The following is a 17,141-nucleotide window of genomic DNA, read 5'->3' on the forward strand; positions in this document are numbered from 1 at the left end:
CCCTCACCGGCCGGAGTTGAATCGGGCCCGGAAGCGGTTGTAGATGGCGTTCATCGCCAGCATCAGCAGCCCCACGCCGATGAACACCACGCCACGGAGCCCCAAATCCGCCTGGGCCATGTCGATCGCCACCAGCCGCACCAGGCAGGCCCCCAACCCCAGCAGGGCCAGCCAGCGGAACTGCTGATCGCGCAGCACGGCGCTCAGCAGGTAGATCACGAACGCCTGCAGGGCCCACAGCAGCGTGAGCAGCGATCGGTCGTAGCGGGCCGCCAGGCTCCAGGCCACGGCCACGAACATCGGGTAGTACAGCCAGCGGTTGGGAGCGGCGGCGACGCGCCGGGCGATCCAGCTCAGCAACGGCAACCCCTGCGAGGCCGCCTGCAGCGGAGTCTCCAGTTTCTTGTGCGCCAGCAGGATGAACAGCACCTCCAGTGCGATCGCCAGCACCCCCACCGTCTGCGGATGCCCCAGCCAGCGCTCTGGAGCCGGCGGCAGTGTGTCCAGCATCGCCAGCAGGCCGAGGATGCCGCGCCAGTACACCAGCACCGCATACACGGCCAGCCGCGGCGCAAACAGGCGTTGCAGCTTCGGGATCACCAGCAGCACCGCCAGCAGCGACCAGGCCACTGGCCGCCACAGCGGACCGACCTCCACCGCGATGCCCAGAACCGAAACCAGCACGGCCGCTTCCAGCGCCAGAGGCTGAACGCCACGCCAGAGCGGCAACGCCGTCAGGCCTGCGCCGGGGCGCAGGAACCAGACCCGCAGCGCCACCACCAGGGCGAACAGCTGGATCGGCAGGCGGGCGCTGAAGCTCACGCGGCCCAGGCTGAGCAGCTCCGGGCTGGGCAGGATCACCAGCAGGTAGGCCGTGAGAAATAGCACCAGGTAGCCCAAGGCCATCACCAGCAGCTGCAGGGCAGGCCCCCGCGACCGGCGGCGGGCGAGCTCCAGCGCCCCCGCAGCCAGGGCCAGCCAGGCGGTCCCGGGCAACAGCTCCGAGATTGGTGCCAGGGCCAGATACACCCCCAGGGCGGCGGTGACTCCGAACAGATGCAGTCCGGTGGCCCTCAGCGCGGGCCGGCCACCGGCACCGGCTAGCAGCAAGGAGAGTGCGGCCAGGGGCAGGAGCCGGATCAGCAGGGGCGCCAGCGACCAGGGCGCCTGCACCACCAGCACGAGCCAGCTGGTCAGGTGTGCCATGACGATTGCCAGCCCGCAGCCGCCGAGCAGGCCCGGCGGCCGTTGCCGGCGGGCGAGCAGCAGCAGGGCGCCCACCACCACCAGCGCCAGCGTTTCCCGCCAGGGAGCGGGCGCGCTGATCGATGTGCCCACCGCCACCAGCAACCCGCTGATCCAACCCAACGCGGCTGGCCACGGCAGCGGCACGGCGCGGCGCTGAAGCAGCAGTTGCAGCAGAGCTGCCAGCAGGCCGGCACCGATCAGCACAGCGGCGTTCTGGCCCTGCTCCAGAGCCGTGGGTGCGGTGGTCAGTGCATCGACGGCGGCGGTGATCAGCCCCGTGAACACCAGGGCAACGGCCACCAGATTCACCGCTCCCCACCCCCAGCGCCGCAGCACCGGATCGTGCTCGCTCACGGCCAGGCCGAGGAACAGCACGGTCTCCAGCCATAGGCCGGCCACCAGCAGCGGCCCATTCACCACCAGCGGCTGCAGGCTCAGCACCGCTGCCATCGCCAGAACCTGGGCCACCAGCAGATCGCAGCGGACCAGCCAGCGCACCCCCGCCCGGCCGGCCCCCTTACCCAGGGTGTAGGCGAGGGCAGCGGCCAGGGCCAGGCCCACGATGCGCTGCGCCGCATGGGTTGGTGTCACCAGCAGGGCCAGTCCTACCCCGCCCCAGCGGCTGAGCAGCAGCAACAGGGGGAGGGGGCGCAGTTCTGGCGCTCTGCCGCGCGGATGGTGCTGCCACAGCGCCCCTCCGCCGAACACCACCAGGGCACCGACCAAGGCGAAGCCACGCTCCGGCTGCATGGCCTCCAGCAGCGCTCCATTGCCCGCAAGCCACCAGAGCTGGAAGCCGGCATACGCCCAGGTGACCACCAGTTGATGACGTTCCTGCCGCTGGGGCAACGGCACCGCCAGGCCCGCCACCGTCACCAGCGTGGCAAGGGCGAGGGTGATTGGGTTCTGGCTGGCGATCAGCAGGGGCACCAGGTTCACCACCACGTGCAGGGAGGCCACCGCCTGGCTGGGGGCCACCCGGGCCAGCAGCAGATTCACGGCCATGCCCACCGCCAGCAGCAGCACAGCCGGACCAGGCGCTTCGATCCAGCGCAGCCCCAGTTCCGGCAGGGAGCCGGCGGCGGCGCAGGCGAACAGCAAGAGAGCGCCACCGCCGCTGCGCATCCACAGGCTCAGTTCGCGCCAGGGGCTGGGGCGACCCAGCAGCAGCGAAGGGGCCGCCAAAGCGGCAGCGGTGGCCACGGTGATCAGGAAGCGCTCGAAGCCCCCCAGCCGCAGGCCCACGTTCACCACGACGAAGGTGACCCCGGCCACCACCACCATCACGCCCAGGATCCCGGTCCAGTTCTCGACCAGCAGCCGCTCCAGCTTCCCGGCCGTTCTGGGTCCGCGAGGCGAGGGCGTGCGCGGCGGCAGAGGCGGCGGGGGTGGGAACGCGGGCCCTGTCGGCGAGGAAGTCCCGACCTCGGCATCCATCGGCGGAACAACGACCAGCGCCACATCCCCCTCCACCACATCCGCCACAACCGCGGATTCCGCCGCCGCTGGCCTCAGGCGGCTGGGACCCAGGGGCGGCGCTGACGGAACCGGTGCGCTGGGTTCCGTCTCGAGCCGCTTGCCCGCTGCCTGCCCGACTGGAGCTGGAGGCAGCGCGCCCAGCCGGGCTTCCAGCTGCTGCAGCCGGCGCTCCAGTGTTTTCAGCTGCCCCCGCTGCAGCGAATGGCTGTGCAGCCACAGCCCGATCAGCAGGATCGCCAGCAGGATCGCCAGCAGGATCGCCAGCACCAGGAGGGGAACGCCCACGATGGACCCGGCGACTGCCCTGGTTTCTAACCCTGCCATCACAGGTTGTCCTATGCCGGGCTGATTCCGGTGGGGCTGAACACCAGGCCTGCGGCGCTTGGTTGGTCGCAGCAGCGACGCCATTCGACCGGCGGCAGTGGGCTGGCTGCAGGGGCGTTACTAAAGATCCATGACCGCCCGCCTTTCTGCCCCCGCTGCTGGTGTTCGGCTGCAGCTGGCCAAGCACGACCTGGATCGCCTCGACACGCTCACCTGCTCAAGGAGCGGTGGCCTGTGGGCAGGCCTCGGGCCAGTGCGGCGGATGGTGCTCGGTCCTCCCTGCGGCCAGGTGGGCCCCACCCTGGATGCCGCTCTGCTGCTGAAGTTGCCTGTGGATTTCGAGTGACTGGTACCTGCCGTTCTGCGACACCTTCAGGGCCTACAAACGCTGGTGCGTCGACAGCCTGCGCGACCGCCTCGCTCTGGCGATAGGCACTTCCCATCAGCACCTGGATGCCTACCGCTCCCTGGAGGCCGAAGTGGAGCGGCAGCTGAGGCTGTATCGCCTGATCGACCATCTGCGCGGCCGGAGCGCGGGTGTGATCCTCACCAATGCTGACAGCTACCCAAAGGCGGTGGCGGAGCTGAAGCGGCTGCACTGGGGTGTGGCCCTCGGCGATGACTACTCCGCCACCAAGTCCTTCGTGTCGATGACGTTGCTCAAGGGCCGGCGCGTGACCCTGTTGCCCGATCCTGAAGTGGCGGAGATCTTTGGTCTGGTGGTGCGCGACGGCAAGGCCGATGTGGGGGTGGTGGCACGCAGCTTTGTGGAAAGCCAACCCTGCGATGAGCTCAACCCCACCCGTGCCGAGGAGCGATGCCGGGTGATCGCCCGCGGCCTTCCCCTTCCGGCTTTGGTGGTGGCCCTGTCGCCCAAGCTCGACGATGGCGACCGGCGGGTTCTGGCCAGGCTGCTGATGGACCTGCCCGCGCAGGTGCGCACGCGCATCAGGCCAGCTAACGCCCGGGTGTGATTTCGGATGATCGAATTGCTCAACTGATCCGGCAAGCCTGTTCGAGCCTGTCTGGAAACTTCAGGAACGGCCGAACCAAGGGCTGTTTCGATCAGAACGCCGGATCAGCTTTCCCGTTCCCGTCACCCGTTTCTGTCGCTGGATCCGATCAGAAGAACTGGTCGAAGTTATCGAAATCTACGGCCTTGAAGCTGCCGTTCTCCACCTGCTCCATCAACCGCACCAGTTGGGCCCACAGCGCCCCCGCGGTGAGCAGCGAGAGCAGCAGCGCCACCAGCAGGGCGGTGCCGCTGCCGAAGCCGAACACCTGCAGCGCCCCGCCGATGAACAGGGTGACGCCGATCACCAGACCGCTGTAGGACGCCACCACCTCGCCCGAGCCCAGCGGCAGCAGCGCCAGACGGTCCTGCTTCCAGCCCTCCAGCTTGTCCTGCACCTGGCGGGAGAAGGTGAGCCCGCACAGGACGCTGATCGCCAGCCCGACGCCTGCCAGGAAGAACGGCGGCTGGCCGTAGGCGGCGTACTGGAGCAGCAGGCCCTGCGCCTCCAGGTCGTTGAAGGGGCCACCGCTGTAAGCATCGGCGTCGAGCAGGGCGCTGCCCAGGGCCAGTGCCGCTTCGCTCGGATCAGTGGGCACGAGGGTCACGGCGACGGGCCAGCGGAAGAAGGCCCGACCCTAGCGATTGGTGCGGGCGTCCCCGCCCCAGGCTCAGGCGGCTGCCGCCAGCGGGTTGAGCCGCTGCAGCATGCCCTCGGCCAGCTTGCGCGGCGAGAAGGTGCGCCGCAGGAGGCCCAGCAGTGCCTGCAGATCTTCGGTGTGCAGGCGGTTGTCACGCACCAGCATCAGCAGCAGGCGCTGGCGCAGGCTGCTGCCCCGCGGGCCGAGCAGCAGGCGCAGACCGGCGCCGGCCACAGGCAGCAGGTCGGGGTTGGCGTCGTCCTGCTCCACCACCGCCAGCAGGCTTTCCAGCCGCTCCAACTGCAGGCGGCCGCTGGCATCGAACAGCACCTCCAGCAGCTTTTCGCGCAGTTCGCTGGTGTCCCCGGCCAGCAGGCGCCGCGCCACATAGGGATAGGCCACGCGGATGATCTTGAAATCGGGGTTCAACCGCAACGCCAGACCCTCCTGACTCACCACCGCACGGATGATCAGGGCGAAGCGGGCCGGCACTCGGAACGGGTAATCGAACATCAGCTCCGAGAAGCGATCGGTGATCGCCTTGAAGTTGAAGGAGCCCACGTTCTCGCCCAGCTGGCCGCCCAGCACCGCCTCCAGGGCCGGCACGATCGGCGTGAGATCAGCATCGGGCCGCAGGAAGCCGAGCGCCTGGAAATCGCGGGCCAGCGCCTGGAAATCGCGGTTGATCAGGTGCACCACCGCGGCGGTGAGGGTGAGCCGGTCGGCATCGCTGATCGAATCCATCATGCCGAAATCGACATAGGCCACATGGCCCATGGCGCCCGTTTTGCCGGTGAGCGCGAACAGGTTGCCGGGATGGGGATCGGCGTGGAAATAGCCGAATTCGAGCAGTTGCTGCAAGCCCGCCGTGACACCGGTGCGGATCAGGGCGGTGGGATCAAGGTGGTGGGCTTCCAGTTCCAGCCGGTTCTGCAGCTTGATGCCGTTGATCCAGCTCGTGGTGAGCACACGCCGGCTGGAGAGCTGCCGCTCCACCTTCGGCACGGTCACGGCCGGATTGGAGGCGAACAGGTCGGCGAAACGCTCGGCATTGTCGGCCTCGCAGCGGTAGTCGATCTCCTCGAACAGGCTGCGGCCGAACTCATCGATGATGTCGCCGAGGCCGAAGCCGAGGTTCAACGGCAGGAACGGGGCCGCCAACACGCCGAGGCTGCGGATGATCACCAGGTCGCGGCGCAGCTGATAGGCGAGGTTTGGGCGTTGCACCTTCACGGCCACCCAGTGCCCGCCTGGCAGCTCGGCCTTGTAGACCTGGCCCAGGCTGGCGGCCGCCACCGGATAGGACGGAAAGGTGGTGAACAGCTGATCGGCAGGGGCGCCCAGTTCCTGCTCGATCAGGGCGAGGGCCACGGCGTGGGAGAAGGGGGGCAGGTTGTCCTGCAGCTGGGTCAGTTGATCGAGCCAGTCGCGTCGCACCAGGTCGGGCCGGGTGGAGAGGGCCTGGCCCACCTTGATGAAGCAGGGGCCGAGTGAGGTGAGGGTGGTGAGAATGCGGCGGCCCAGGCGCTTCTGCACCTCCCGGTCGTTGCTGTTGCCCTGCACGGTGAGCACCACCGCCAGACCCAGCAGTTGCCAGAGCACCCCCACCAGCCGCGCGATCAGGATCCAGGGCCGGCGCAGCAACCAGCGGCGGTCGCTCCGGGGGTCGTAGCGGAGCGGCGGCCCGGGGTCCTGCGGGCGGCCGGGAACGACGGCGGCTGCGGTGGTCCCGTTGGCCGCTGGCGCAGCGGTGCCGGTTGGGGCCGCAGCGGTGGCGGGCGCGAGCGAAGTGGAAGTGATAGCCGGTGCCCCTGCGCGGCAGGGGAGTGTCGACGGCCCACTCTAGGAACAGTTTTCTGCCCTTCATGTCTCTGATCGGCGCTCTGCGCGGGCAGCCCTCCGCCCTGGCACTGCACCTGCCGGCCCATGGGCGCGGCCGCGGGCTGGCCGCCGATCTGGCGCGCCTCTTGCGCGATCGCCCCGGCTGCTGGGACCTGCCCGAACTGCCGGCCATCGGCGGACCGCTCGAAGCGGAAGGGGCGGTGGCCGCCGCCCAGGTCCGCACTGCCGCGCTGTGCGGCGCCCACCGCTGCTGGTTCGGCGTCAACGGCGCCAGTGGCCTGCTGCAGGCCGCCCTGCTGGCGTTGGCCCCGCCCGGCGGGCGGGTGCTGCTGCCGCGCAACCTGCACCGCAGCCTGCTGCACGGCTGCGTGCTCGGCCAGTTGCAGCCGGTGCTGTTCGATCTGCCCTTCGAGGCCGCCACCGGCCTCTGGCAGGCCCCAACCCCCGCCGGCCTGGAGCAGGTGCTGCAGCAGGCGGGCCCGCTGGCGGCGGTGGTGCTGGTGCACCCTACGTATCAGGGGCTGGAGGGGGATCTGGCCGGTCTGATCGCCGTGGCCCATCGCCGGGGGCTGCCGGTGCTGGTGGATGAATGCCATGGGGCCGATCGCGCCGCTGCCCTTGGCGCCGGCGCCGACCTGGTGGTGCAGTCGTTGCACAAGGGCGCGGCAGGACTGGCCCAGAGCGCCGTGATCCTGCTGCAGGGCGAGCGGGTGTCTGCTGTGGCGCTGGAGCGCTCCCTGGGCTGGTTGCAGACCTCCAGCCCCAGTGCCCTGCTGCTGGCCTCGGCGGAGGTGGCCTTGCGCCAGCTGCACGCGCCCAGCCCGGCCGAGCGCCGCTGCCGGCAGCGGGCGCTGGCGGTGGCGGCGCGCCTGCGCCAGCGGCTGCAGGCGGAGGGGTTGCCGTTGGTGGCCAACCAGGATCCGCTGCGGCTGGTGCTCCACACCGCCGCCATGGGGATCAATGGGCTCGACGCCGACCAATGGTTGATGGCCCGCGGCGTGATCGCCGAGTTGCCCGAGCCGGGCGCACTCACCTTCTGCCTCGGCCTGGTGCCGCCGCCGGCTCTGGTGTGGCGCTTGCGCCGCCACCTGCTCGCCCTGCGGGCGGCGCTCGGGGCGGAGCCGCTGGCCCCCTTCACGCCGCCGCCGCTGCCGCTGGTGGCCGAACCCGAGCTGCCGGTGGGGGAGGCCTGGCGCGCGCCCCGGCAGGCGGTGCGGCTGGCGGCGGCGGCCGGTCGTCTGGCGGCCGAACCGCTGTGCCCCTATCCCCCCGGCATCCCCCTGCTGATTCCCGGCGAGCGCATCGATGCCGCCCGGGCGGAGTGGCTGTGCCAGCAGCGCCTCCTATGGCCTGACCAGATCGCTGATAGCGTGAATGTTGTGGCCTGAAGGGCGCTGCGGATGGGCGCTGGGGAGCAGGAGCAGGCGGCGAGCGCTGGCTTCCAGTGGGATTTCGTCACCCCCGGCCTTCCCGACAGCGTGTTTGAAGGGGCGCCAGGCTTCAGTCCCACGCCGATGGAGCTGCGCGTGATGCTGCTGGCCCATCTGCGCCCCCGCACCCACTCGGTGGTGTGGGACGTGGGCGGCGGTACAGGCGCCCTGGCGCTGGAGATCGCTCGGCTGATGCCCGCCGGTGAAGTGCATACCCTCGAGCGCGATCCAGAGGCGATCGAGCTGCTGGAGTGCAACCGCCGCCGCTTCGGCATCCCCAACCTCCACATTCATGCCGGCCAGGCTCCTGAGGATCTCGGCCTGCTGCCCCCCCACCCCGACCGGGTGCTGCTTGAGGTGGGCCGGCCGCTGGCCGCCGTGCTCCAGTCCGTCTGGACGGCGCTGCAGCCGGGGGGACGCCTGGTGATCAGCACCGCCAGCCTTGAGGGCCTGGTGGATGCCACCGACACGCTCAGCCAGCTGAAGGCGCGCGATGTGCAGGTGGTGCAGGCCACGGTGCACCGCATGCAGCGCCGCGGCAGCCAGGCGCGGCTGGCTGCCGCCGAACCGCTGTTCGTGATCGCCGCCGAGCGTCTCGGGTGAACGCGTCGTCCCGTCCTCCCACCTCGAAGCGGCGCCTGTTCAGCGGACTCGCTGCGGGCGCCTTCGGCCTGGTGGTGGTGGCGCTCGGCGGCTGGTGGTTCACCCTGGCGGTGGGGGTGATCGTGCACCTGGGCCTGCTGGAGTTCTTTCGCCTGGCGCAGTTCAAGGGCATCCGCCCGGCCACCAAAACCACATTGGTGGTCTGCCAGGTGCTGCTGGTGGCCACCCAGTGGGCCAGTGGAGGCGGGCTGGCCTCGGATCTGGCGGCGGCGGTGCTGCCGGTGTCGGGGGCGGCCATCTGCGGCTGGCTGCTGCTGCAGCCGATCACGGGCACCATCGCCGACATCGCTGCTTCGATCTTCGGGCTCTTCTACCTGGGCTTCCTTCCCAGCCATTGGCTGCGCCTGCGTGATCTCAGTGATGCCGTGCTGGCGCCCCATCTGGTGGGAGCCAGCTGGCCGTTCTCCTCCGGGATGGCGCTCACCCTGATTGCCTGTCTGATGGTGGTGGCCACCGACATCGGCTCCTACATGATCGGTCGCCGCCTCGGGCGGCATCCGCTCTCGCCGATCTCCCCCGGCAAGACGGTGGAAGGGGCGCTGGGAGGAGTGGCCAGCTCGTTGCTGGTGGGGGTGATCGGTGGGCTCTGGCTGGGCTGGCCCTGGGGGTGGGCCGTGGGCGGCGGGCTGGGCGCGATCGTGTCTCTGTTCGCCCTCGTTGGTGATCTCACCGAATCGATGATGAAGCGGGACGCGGGGGTGAAGGATTCCGGTGATGCCATCCCCGGCCACGGCGGCATCCTCGATCGCATTGACAGCTACCTGTTCACCCCAGCGGTGGTCTTCTACTACGTGACCCTGGTGGTGCCGCTGCTCAGCCGCCCGGCGTTACTGCCTTGAGCTTGCTGCCCTGATGCACTGGCCTGAGCTGCTGCTCCGCGGCAGTTCCTGTGGCCTCGAGCTTTGCCATGAACCACGCCCCCCGGCCTGCTCCAGCTCAGGGCTGCACGCGGGCTTCTCCCTGCAGCTGGAGCATGCCGCCCTCAAGGTTGGCGGTGGTGATGCGGATGTTCGGGTCCATCGGCAGGCTGGCCCGCAGCTCCCCGTCGACAGCGTGGATCTCCACCCGCCCATCCACGGCCACGGGCCTGGTTTCCAGCTCCATCAGGCGGTTCTCCCCCATCGCCCGCGCGGCCAGGATCAAGGTGTCGCGGGCGATGCGCAGCTCCACCAGCGGTCCCAGCCCCAGCAGCTGCTCTCCCAGCAGATCGCTGAGCTCACGCCAGCGCGGTTTGCTCAGGGAGTGAGTGAGCCCGGTGGCGGTGAAGGCCACCCTGCCGCGGATGCCGAAGGGGTGGTCGAGGGTGAGCGACTGGGCGCGCACCAGCCGCCCCAGCTTCACCCGCAGCGGATCGCTGCGCAGTTCCACCAGTTCAAACTGCAGGCCGTCGTACACCACCCGCCGCGCCATCAGCGTCACGCCCTCCAACTGGCCGCGCAACAGCTGCAGAGCGCTGCCGTGCAGCTGCAGCTCCAGGCTCTCCACGGCCTCGCACTGGCTGCGGATCCAGAACTGCAGACCAGCCGCTAGAAGTTGCAGCACCGGTCCGCCGGGGGCTTGGGGTTCGGAGCTGGTCATGGAGCCTGCAAGGGGATGGCTTCTCTAACAGAGGCCAGGCGTGAGCCAGGCGGCAGCCACCCGATCGCTCTGGTCGAGATGGGGCAGGTGGCCGCAGTCGGCCAGTTCCTTCACTCGGTCCCCCAGCAACGCCAGGGCGGCTTTTTTCTGCGGGGCCCGCAGAATGCGGTCATCAGCGCCCCAGAGCACCTCCAGCGGCTGGCTGGGCAAGGGTTCGCCGCAGCCAGCGAAACCACCGCTCCGGGCGAAGCGGCGCAGGGAATCGGCCCATCCCGGTGTGGCCAGATGCAGGGAGGCGATCTCCTCTTCCGCGGGCCCCACGCTGGCGGATGGGTCGGCGAAGGCCGTGCGGCAGAGGCTGCGGCGCACGCCCGGCAGGCCGAGAAAGCGCACCCCGAGGCCATCGAGCAGCGGCGGCAGGGGCATGGGCCGGCCGGTGAGGCCTGCGGGGGCGAGCAGCAGCAGCCGGTGGATGCGCGCGGGTTGGCGCCGGCTTAGTTCCACCGCCACGGCCCCGCCCATCGAGGCTCCGATCAGGCCGAGTGGCTGGGGGCCAAGGCGTGCAGCGGCTTCCGCCAGCAGGGCCTCGAGATGGGTGAGCACGCCGCGGGGGCTGTAATCGCCATCGGCGGGCCGGGGCGTGAAGCCGAAGCCGAACAGATCGGGAATCAAGAGCGTGGCGCCACCGGCCAGCAGCGGCGCGAGCCGCCGGAACTCCAGAAAGCTGCTGTCGAAGCCGTGCAGCAGCAGCAGCGGCGGGCCCTCCCCCAGCACCGCCACCGGGAAGGGCCGCGCCCAGCCCGGCAGGTCCCACCACTGCACCGCCGCTGCCAGCTGACGGCCCTGCGGGTCGAGCAGGTTGCGGGCCGCCGCCTCCACCAGCGCCCGGCCGTCAGGCTGCGGAAGGGTCAACGGTTGGCGTCGGCGCTGGCCGACTGCTCGATGGCGGCATCGGTGGTCACCAGCGCGCCCAGCAGGTCAGCCGGGCTCACGGCAAAGGGCAGCCGGTGCAGATCAGATCCCGGCTGACAGGCGAAGGCGCACACCCGTTGCAGATCGCTGAGCGGTGAGTCCGCCAGCCCCAGCTGCGCCAGGGTGACCGGCAGCGAGAGCTGGCGGAAGAAGCTCAGCAACTGGCGCCGCGCCTGGGAAGCGAGGCGGTTGCCGCCCACCAGCTCCTCCAGGCGCAGCTGCACCAGGATGCCGAAGCCCACCTTCTCCCCATGCAGGCGGCCATGGCTCGCCTCCAGCTGGGTGAGGCCGTTATGCACCGCATGGGCGCCCACGGTGCGGCAGCGGGCACCACCCAGGCCGCCGATCACGCCGGCGGTGAGTCCGCAGGCCTCAGCCACACGCGCCCAGGCTTCACCGCCCGGGTGGGCCATGGCCTCCTGGCCTTCCAGCAGCAGCTGATCCCGCAGCACGCGGGCCATCTGCACCGCCTGATGCACGAGGCCGTCGGTGCTGGTGGCGCTGCTCACCGACGCTTCGTACCACTTGGCCATGGCGTCGGCCAGTCCGCTGGCCAGGGTGCGGGGCGGTGCCTGCAGGATCAGACGGTGGTCGAACACCAGCAGAGCGGGAGAGCGCTCAAGGCTCACATCGCAGGTGAAGGCTCCGCCGGGGGAATAGAGGTTGGCCAGGGCGGTCCAGCCGGCGCAGGTGGCGGCGCTGGTGGGCACGGTGATGGAGGGCAGCCCGAGCCGATCGGCCAGCAGCTTGCCCGCGTCCATCACCTTGCCGCCCCCGGCCGCTACCACGGCATCGATTGGGTCCGCCGCGATTGGATCAGCATTCGCCGCCGCGACGTCCGCCTGAAGCCGCTGCAGATCCTCTTCGCAGCAATCGAACTGCAGCTGAGCTGGTAGGGGATCAAGCCCGAGCCTCCGCAGATCAGCGGCCAGCGACTCGCGTAGAGCAGCGGTGGCGCGGCTGCGGCCGAGGAACAGGGGACGTCGGCAGAGGGCGGCGATAGCCGGCAGGGAGGCTTCCCAGGCACCTTTGCCCCGCAGCACGCGGGCCGGGGCGATCAGGTGTTCGCTCAAGCTGATGCTCATCTGATCAATCTAGTCGGCCGATTTTGGGCATCGAGCGGCAACGCGACCCGGCACCTGCGCGGCGTGCGGTGGCACGCGCAAGAAAAAGCGGGAGTTCATTGAACTCCCGCCGTCGAGTGGACCGTGTGAAACCGCCGCTGATTCAGGCGCTGGCGGCAGCCAGTTCGGGCTCGGGCGTGATCGCCTGGTGGCGGATCACCACCTGCTTGTCGTCGTCGACATCGACGATCGCTGCATCGCCATCCTTGAGGCGGCCGGAGAGGAACTCCTCGGCCAGAGAATCCTCAAGCAGGCGCATCACGGCGCGGCGCAGCGGGCGGGCTCCGTAACTGGGGTTGTAGCCCTCTTCGACCAGGCGCTCTTTAAAGGCCTCGGTGACGGAGAGACCAATGCCTTTCTCCTGCATCCTGCCGAACACTTCGCGCAGCATGATGTCGGCGATCACCTTCACTTCGTCACGGGTGAGTTGACGGAAGACGATGATCTCATCGAGACGGTTGAGGAACTCAGGGCGGAAGTACTGCTTCAGCTCTTCGTTCACCAGGGAGCGGATGCGGTTGTACTGGGTTTCTTCGGCGGCGGCGCCGGAGAATTCGAACCCCAGGCCCCCACCCCCTTTCTCGATCACCTTCGAACCGATGTTCGAGGTCATGATGATCAGGGTGTTCTTGAAGTCGACCGTGCGGCCTTTGGAATCGGTGAGGCGGCCATCTTCCAGCAGCTGAAGCAGCAGGTTGAACACATCGGGGTGAGCCTTCTCGATTTCGTCGAAGAGCACCACGGTGTAGGGCCGGCGGCGCACCGCTTCGGTGAGCTGGCCACCTTCGTTGAAGCCGACATAACCCGGAGGCGAGCCGATCAGCTTGCTGACGGTGTGGCGCTCCATGAACTCCGACATGTCGAGCCGGATCATCGACTCTTCGCTGCCGAAGAAGTAAGCCGCCAGAGCCTTGGTGAGCTCGGTTTTGCCCACGCCGGTGGGACCGGAGAAGATGAAGCTGGCGATTGGGCGGTTGGGGTTCTTGAGTCCCACCCGGGCGCGGCGGATGGCCTTGGACACAGCCTTGACGGCTTCGTCCTGGCCGATCAGACGCTGGTGGAGGGTTTCCTCCATGTTGAGCAGTTTCACCGATTCGCTTTCGGTGAGCTTCTGAACCGGCACGCCGGTCCAGGAGGCCACGATCTGGGCGATGTCCTCTTCGGTGACCACCGGGCTGCGATCGCCGCCGGCACCGGCAAGCGGCAGCTCAATGGAGCCGGTGGCTTCGGTGGTGATGGCCTCGCCGCCTTCGGCTGCCGTGGGCTCTTCATCGCGACGGGCCTGGAGGATGGATCGGATCTGCTCACGCAGTTCCACTTCCTTGTCGCGCAGTTCACCGGCCTTGGTGAAGTCTTGCTCGCGGACGGAATCTTCTTTCTGCTTCTGCACCGAGCGCAGTTGCTTGTCGAGCTCCTTGGCGGCCGGCGGCAGCTTCGAGTTGAGCAGGCGCACGCGGCTGCCGGCTTCATCGACGAGGTCGATCGCCTTGTCGGGCAGGAAGCGGTCGGAGATGTAGCGGTCGCCCAGGGTGGCGGCGGCCACGAGGGCTTCGTCGCTGATCTTCAGGCGGTGGTGCTGTTCGTAGCGCTCGCGCAGGCCACGCAGGATCTCGATGGTGTCGAGAACGGTGGGTTCGCCCACCATCACCGGCTGGAAGCGGCGTTCAAGGGCCGCATCGCGCTCGATGTGCTTGCGGTATTCGTCGAGGGTGGTGGCGCCGATGCACTGCAGCTCGCCCCGGGCCAGGGCGGGCTTGAGGATATTGGCCGCATCGATCGCGCCCTCAGCGGCGCCGGCACCGATCAGGGTGTGGACTTCGTCGATCACCAGGATCACGTTGCCCGCGCTCCTGATCTCTTCCATGATCTTCTTGAGGCGCTCCTCGAACTCGCCCCGGTACTTCGTGCCCGCCACCAGCAGGCCAATGTCAAGCGTGAGCACGCGCTTGTCTTCGAGGATGTCCGGAACCTCGCCGAGGGTGATGCGCTGCGCCAAACCTTCAGCGATGGCGGTTTTACCCACGCCGGGCTCGCCGATCAGCACAGGGTTGTTCTTGGTGCGGCGGCCGAGGATCTGCACCACCCGATCGATTTCGTTCTGACGGCCCACCACCGGATCCAGCTTGCCTTCGGTGGCGAGCTGGGTGAGGTTGCTGCCGAATTCATCGAGGGTGGGGGTTTTGGTGGACCCCTTGCTGCCGCTGCCGGCGGCCACTTCGGCGGTTTCGCCGAGCATGCGGATCACCTGGGTGCGCACCTTGGCGAGATCGACGCCGAGGTTCTCAAGCACCCGGGCGGCGACTCCCTCGCCCTCCCGGATCAGGCCGAGCAGCAGGTGCTCAGTGCCGATGTAGTTGTGGCCCAGCTGGCGGGCTTCCTCGAGCGAGAGCTCCAGCACACGCTTGGCACGGGGCGTGAAGGGAATCTCCACGGCCACGAAGCCGGAGCCGCGGCCGATGATCTTTTCGACCTCCACCCGGGCGTCCTTGAGGTTGACCCCCATGGATTTCAGGACCTTGGCCGCCACGCCGGTGCCTTCGCCGATCAGGCCCAGCAGGATCTGCTCCGTGCCCACGAAGTTGTGGCCCAGCCTGCGGGCCTCTTCCTGGGCCAGCATGATCACCTTGATGGCTTTCTCGGTAAACCGCTCGAACATGGGCGGGACCTGATGCAAGTGCACCCAACCTATCAGGGCTGAGAGGGTGTTTGTGATCTTCGGCTGGAGATGTCCAGATCCATTGCTGCACCATGGATCAGCCCCGCTGATAGGCATATCTGGCCGGCCATAACTGTTGGTGCTTTCACATCAACGAAGGGCGGCAATCCGTACCTCGTCAAGCACTCATTCGCCGCTGAAACCCAGCGGTGGCGGTGGCGTTACCGCGATCTCCACCAGTGGCAGGCATTTGATCAGAGCGTCCTCACCATTGCGGTAGTAACGGCAACGCCGTCCCTGGCTGCGGAATCCGAGGGCGGCATAGAGCGCCAGGGCGGCAGTGTTGCCGGCGGCCACCTCCAGGGTGGCCTGCTGCACTCCCTGCTGCCGGGCCTTTTGCAGCAGGGCCCTGAGAACACGCCGCCCCCGGCCGCGCCGCCGGCAGTCGGGGTGCACCGCCACCACCATGATCTGCAGCTCATCGACCACCAGCCAGCCGCTGGCCATGGCCTCCAGCCCCCTTGGCCCTTCGAGGCCGAGGCAGAGCCGGCCGTCGCTCTCCAGTTCGGTCTGCCACTGATCCGAGTCCCACAGCCCGCCCAGAGCCAGCCGGTCAAGCGCGAGACAGGCCTCCAGATCCGCTGGCATCAGCCTGCGCGCCTGCGCCTGGGCGTCTGCGCCGGTGGCGTCGGCAGCAGCATCCGGAGACATCCTTACGATTGACGCTGATCCGGACCCTTCCCAGGATGCCCCCCACCAGTGCGATCGGTGCCACCAGCGGCGCCACAGCCGGTACCGCGGAGCCCCATCCCCTGCTGGCCGGCGCCATCGAAGCGGCCAGCCCGAACCGCAACCTGGTGCCGATCAGCACCACCTGCGCGCCCGATGGAGCCCTGGTGGTGGGCGGCTGTCTCCTGAGTGACCTGGCCCGTACCTACGGCACACCGCTTTACGTGCTCGACGAAGACACGCTTCGTGCCAGCTGCCGCGCCTACCGCGAGGCGCTTGACACCTTCTACCCCGGCCGCTCGCTGGCGCTCTACGCCTCCAAGGCCAACAGCAGCCTGGCGATCACCGCTGTGGTGGCCTCCGAGGGCCTTGGCCTGGATGCCGTGTCGTCCGGTGAACTGCTCACGGCGCTCGGCGGTGGCATGCCACCGGAGCGGATCGTGCTGCACGGCAACAACAAATCGGTGGAGGAGCTGGCGCTGGCGGTGGAGCACGGGGTCACCGTGGTGGCCGACAACTGGCGCGATCTGGAGCTGCTCGCCACGATCGCCACCGCGGAGCGGCCGGCTTCCCTGATGCTGCGGTTCACGCCCGGCATCGAGTGCCACACCCACGAGTACATCCGCACCGGCCACCTCGACAGCAAGTTCGGCTTCGACCCCGATCAGCTCGAGCAGGTGCTGTGCCAGTTGGCGGAATGCCCCTGGGCCCGGCTCACCGGCCTGCATGCTCACATCGGTTCTCAGATCTTCGAGCTGCAGCCCCACCGCGACCTGGCGGCCGTGATGGCCGACGCGTTGGCGCTGGCCCGTTCGCTCGGCCACCCCTGCACCGATCTGAACGTGGGCGGGGGCCTGGGCATCCGCTACGTGGTCAGCGACGATCCCCCGACGATTCAGGCCTGGGTGCAGGGCGTGGCCCAGGCCGTGGCGGCCGCCTGCCTGGAGCGGGATCTGGAGCTGCCGCGGCTGCTGTGCGAGCCGGGCCGTTCCCTGGTGGCCACCGCCGGCCTCACTCTGTACACGATCGGCAGCCGCAAGGAGATCCCCGGCATTCGCACCTACGTGTCGGTGGATGGGGGCATGAGCGACAACCCGCGGCCGATCACTTATCAGTCGGCCTACACCGCCGTGCTGGCCGATCGGCCTGCCGGCGCCGCTGAAGAAACGGTCACGCTGGCCGGCAAGCACTGCGAATCCGGCGACGTGCTGCTCAAGGAGCTGGCCCTGCCCGCCTCCGCCCCCGGCGACGTGCTGGTGGTGCTCGCCACTGGCGCCTACAACGCTTCGATGGCCTCCAACTACAACCGCATCCCCCGCCCTGCTGCCGTTCTGGTGCAGGGGGGTCGGGCCGAACTGGTGCAGCGGCGGGAGCGACCGGACGAGCTGCTGCGCTACGACGTCCTGCCGGAGCGGTTGACGCCGGTACCCTGAGCCCAGATTG

General features: G+C 69.0%; 14 protein-coding genes. 6 read left to right on the forward strand and 8 right to left on the reverse strand.

All coding sequences use genetic code 11. From position 1 onward, the window contains the following. Positions 1-3: 3 nt before the first annotated feature. On the reverse strand, positions 4-3,012 hold the full coding sequence (locus ACXMDP_RS06515; protein WP_259730440.1) for a hypothetical protein: 3,009 nt from the start codon (positions 3,010-3,012) through the stop codon (positions 4-6). Between the two features lie 169 nt (positions 3,013-3,181). Between ACXMDP_RS06515 and ACXMDP_RS06520 the strand changes: the two genes are divergently transcribed. Both ACXMDP_RS06520 and ACXMDP_RS06525 read left to right on the forward strand, forming a co-directional pair. Then, on the forward strand, positions 3,182-3,397 hold the full coding sequence (locus tag ACXMDP_RS06520) for a hypothetical protein (protein ID WP_259730441.1): 216 nt from the start codon (positions 3,182-3,184) through the stop codon (positions 3,395-3,397). A gap of 133 nt (positions 3,398-3,530) precedes the next feature. Further along, on the forward strand, positions 3,531-4,025 hold the full coding sequence (locus ACXMDP_RS06525; protein WP_259730442.1) for a phosphate/phosphite/phosphonate ABC transporter substrate-binding protein: 495 nt from the start codon (positions 3,531-3,533) through the stop codon (positions 4,023-4,025). A gap of 148 nt (positions 4,026-4,173) precedes the next feature. Here the strand turns inward: ACXMDP_RS06525 and ACXMDP_RS06530 are convergent, their stop codons facing one another. Further along, positions 4,174-4,671, reverse strand: a complete 498-nt coding sequence (locus tag ACXMDP_RS06530) for a hypothetical protein (protein ID WP_369802994.1) — start codon at positions 4,669-4,671, stop codon at positions 4,174-4,176. Between the two features lie 63 nt (positions 4,672-4,734). Next, entirely contained in the window at positions 4,735-6,348 is a 1,614-nt protein-coding gene (locus ACXMDP_RS06535; RefSeq protein WP_233132834.1) for an ABC1 kinase family protein, read from the reverse strand. 221 nt (positions 6,349-6,569) lie between these two features. Between ACXMDP_RS06535 and ACXMDP_RS06540 the strand changes: the two genes are divergently transcribed. Genes ACXMDP_RS06540 through ACXMDP_RS06550 form a run of 3 tightly spaced genes read left to right on the forward strand, consistent with a single transcriptional unit; the run spans position 6,570 to position 9,478 of the window. Then, positions 6,570-7,934 (forward strand): Orn/Lys/Arg family decarboxylase, encoded by a 1,365-nt coding sequence (locus ACXMDP_RS06540; RefSeq protein ID WP_259730443.1) that lies wholly within the window; start codon positions 6,570-6,572, stop codon positions 7,932-7,934. A gap of 12 nt (positions 7,935-7,946) precedes the next feature. Beyond that, on the forward strand, positions 7,947-8,579 hold the full coding sequence (gene cbiT, locus ACXMDP_RS06545; RefSeq protein ID WP_259730444.1) for a precorrin-6Y C5,15-methyltransferase subunit CbiT: 633 nt from the start codon (positions 7,947-7,949) through the stop codon (positions 8,577-8,579). Beyond that, positions 8,576-9,478, forward strand: a complete 903-nt coding sequence (locus tag ACXMDP_RS06550) for a phosphatidate cytidylyltransferase (RefSeq protein WP_259730445.1) — start codon at positions 8,576-8,578, stop codon at positions 9,476-9,478. Before cbiT ends, ACXMDP_RS06550 begins: the two co-directional genes overlap by 4 nt. Positions 9,479-9,575: 97 nt before the next feature. On the opposite strand, the gene ACXMDP_RS06555 is transcribed toward ACXMDP_RS06550, so the two are convergent. The 5 genes from ACXMDP_RS06555 to ACXMDP_RS06575 form a co-directional block, all read right to left on the reverse strand. Beyond that, positions 9,576-10,217 carry an LmeA family phospholipid-binding protein gene (locus ACXMDP_RS06555; RefSeq protein ID WP_255099697.1) on the reverse strand — a complete coding sequence of 214 codons (642 nt, stop codon included), beginning with the start codon at positions 10,215-10,217 and terminating at the stop codon, positions 9,576-9,578. A gap of 24 nt (positions 10,218-10,241) precedes the next feature. Further along, on the reverse strand, positions 10,242-11,129 hold the full coding sequence (locus ACXMDP_RS06560; RefSeq protein ID WP_259730446.1) for an alpha/beta fold hydrolase: 888 nt from the start codon (positions 11,127-11,129) through the stop codon (positions 10,242-10,244). After that, the gene (locus ACXMDP_RS06565; protein WP_259730447.1) at positions 11,126-12,274 is read right to left on the reverse strand and encodes an iron-containing alcohol dehydrogenase family protein; all 1,149 of its coding nucleotides are present in this window, start codon (positions 12,272-12,274) and stop codon (positions 11,126-11,128) included. The genes ACXMDP_RS06560 and ACXMDP_RS06565 overlap by 4 nt, the downstream gene beginning before the upstream one ends. 142 nt (positions 12,275-12,416) lie before the next feature. Continuing rightward, complete coding sequence (locus tag ACXMDP_RS06570) at positions 12,417-14,969, reverse strand: ATP-dependent Clp protease ATP-binding subunit (RefSeq protein ID WP_255099694.1); 2,553 nt, start codon at positions 14,967-14,969, stop codon at positions 12,417-12,419. 186 nt (positions 14,970-15,155) lie between these two features. Further along, positions 15,156-15,680 (reverse strand): GNAT family N-acetyltransferase, encoded by a 525-nt coding sequence (locus tag ACXMDP_RS06575; RefSeq protein WP_259730448.1) that lies wholly within the window; start codon positions 15,678-15,680, stop codon positions 15,156-15,158. 35 nt (positions 15,681-15,715) lie between these two features. On the opposite strand from ACXMDP_RS06575, the gene lysA reads away from it, so the two are divergent. Beyond that, positions 15,716-17,131, forward strand: coding sequence for a diaminopimelate decarboxylase (gene lysA / locus ACXMDP_RS06580; protein WP_259730449.1), 1,416 nt, complete (start codon positions 15,716-15,718; stop codon positions 17,129-17,131). The last annotated feature ends 10 nt before the right edge of the window (positions 17,132-17,141 follow it).

This window comes from Cyanobium sp. ULC065, from assembly GCF_977927515.1.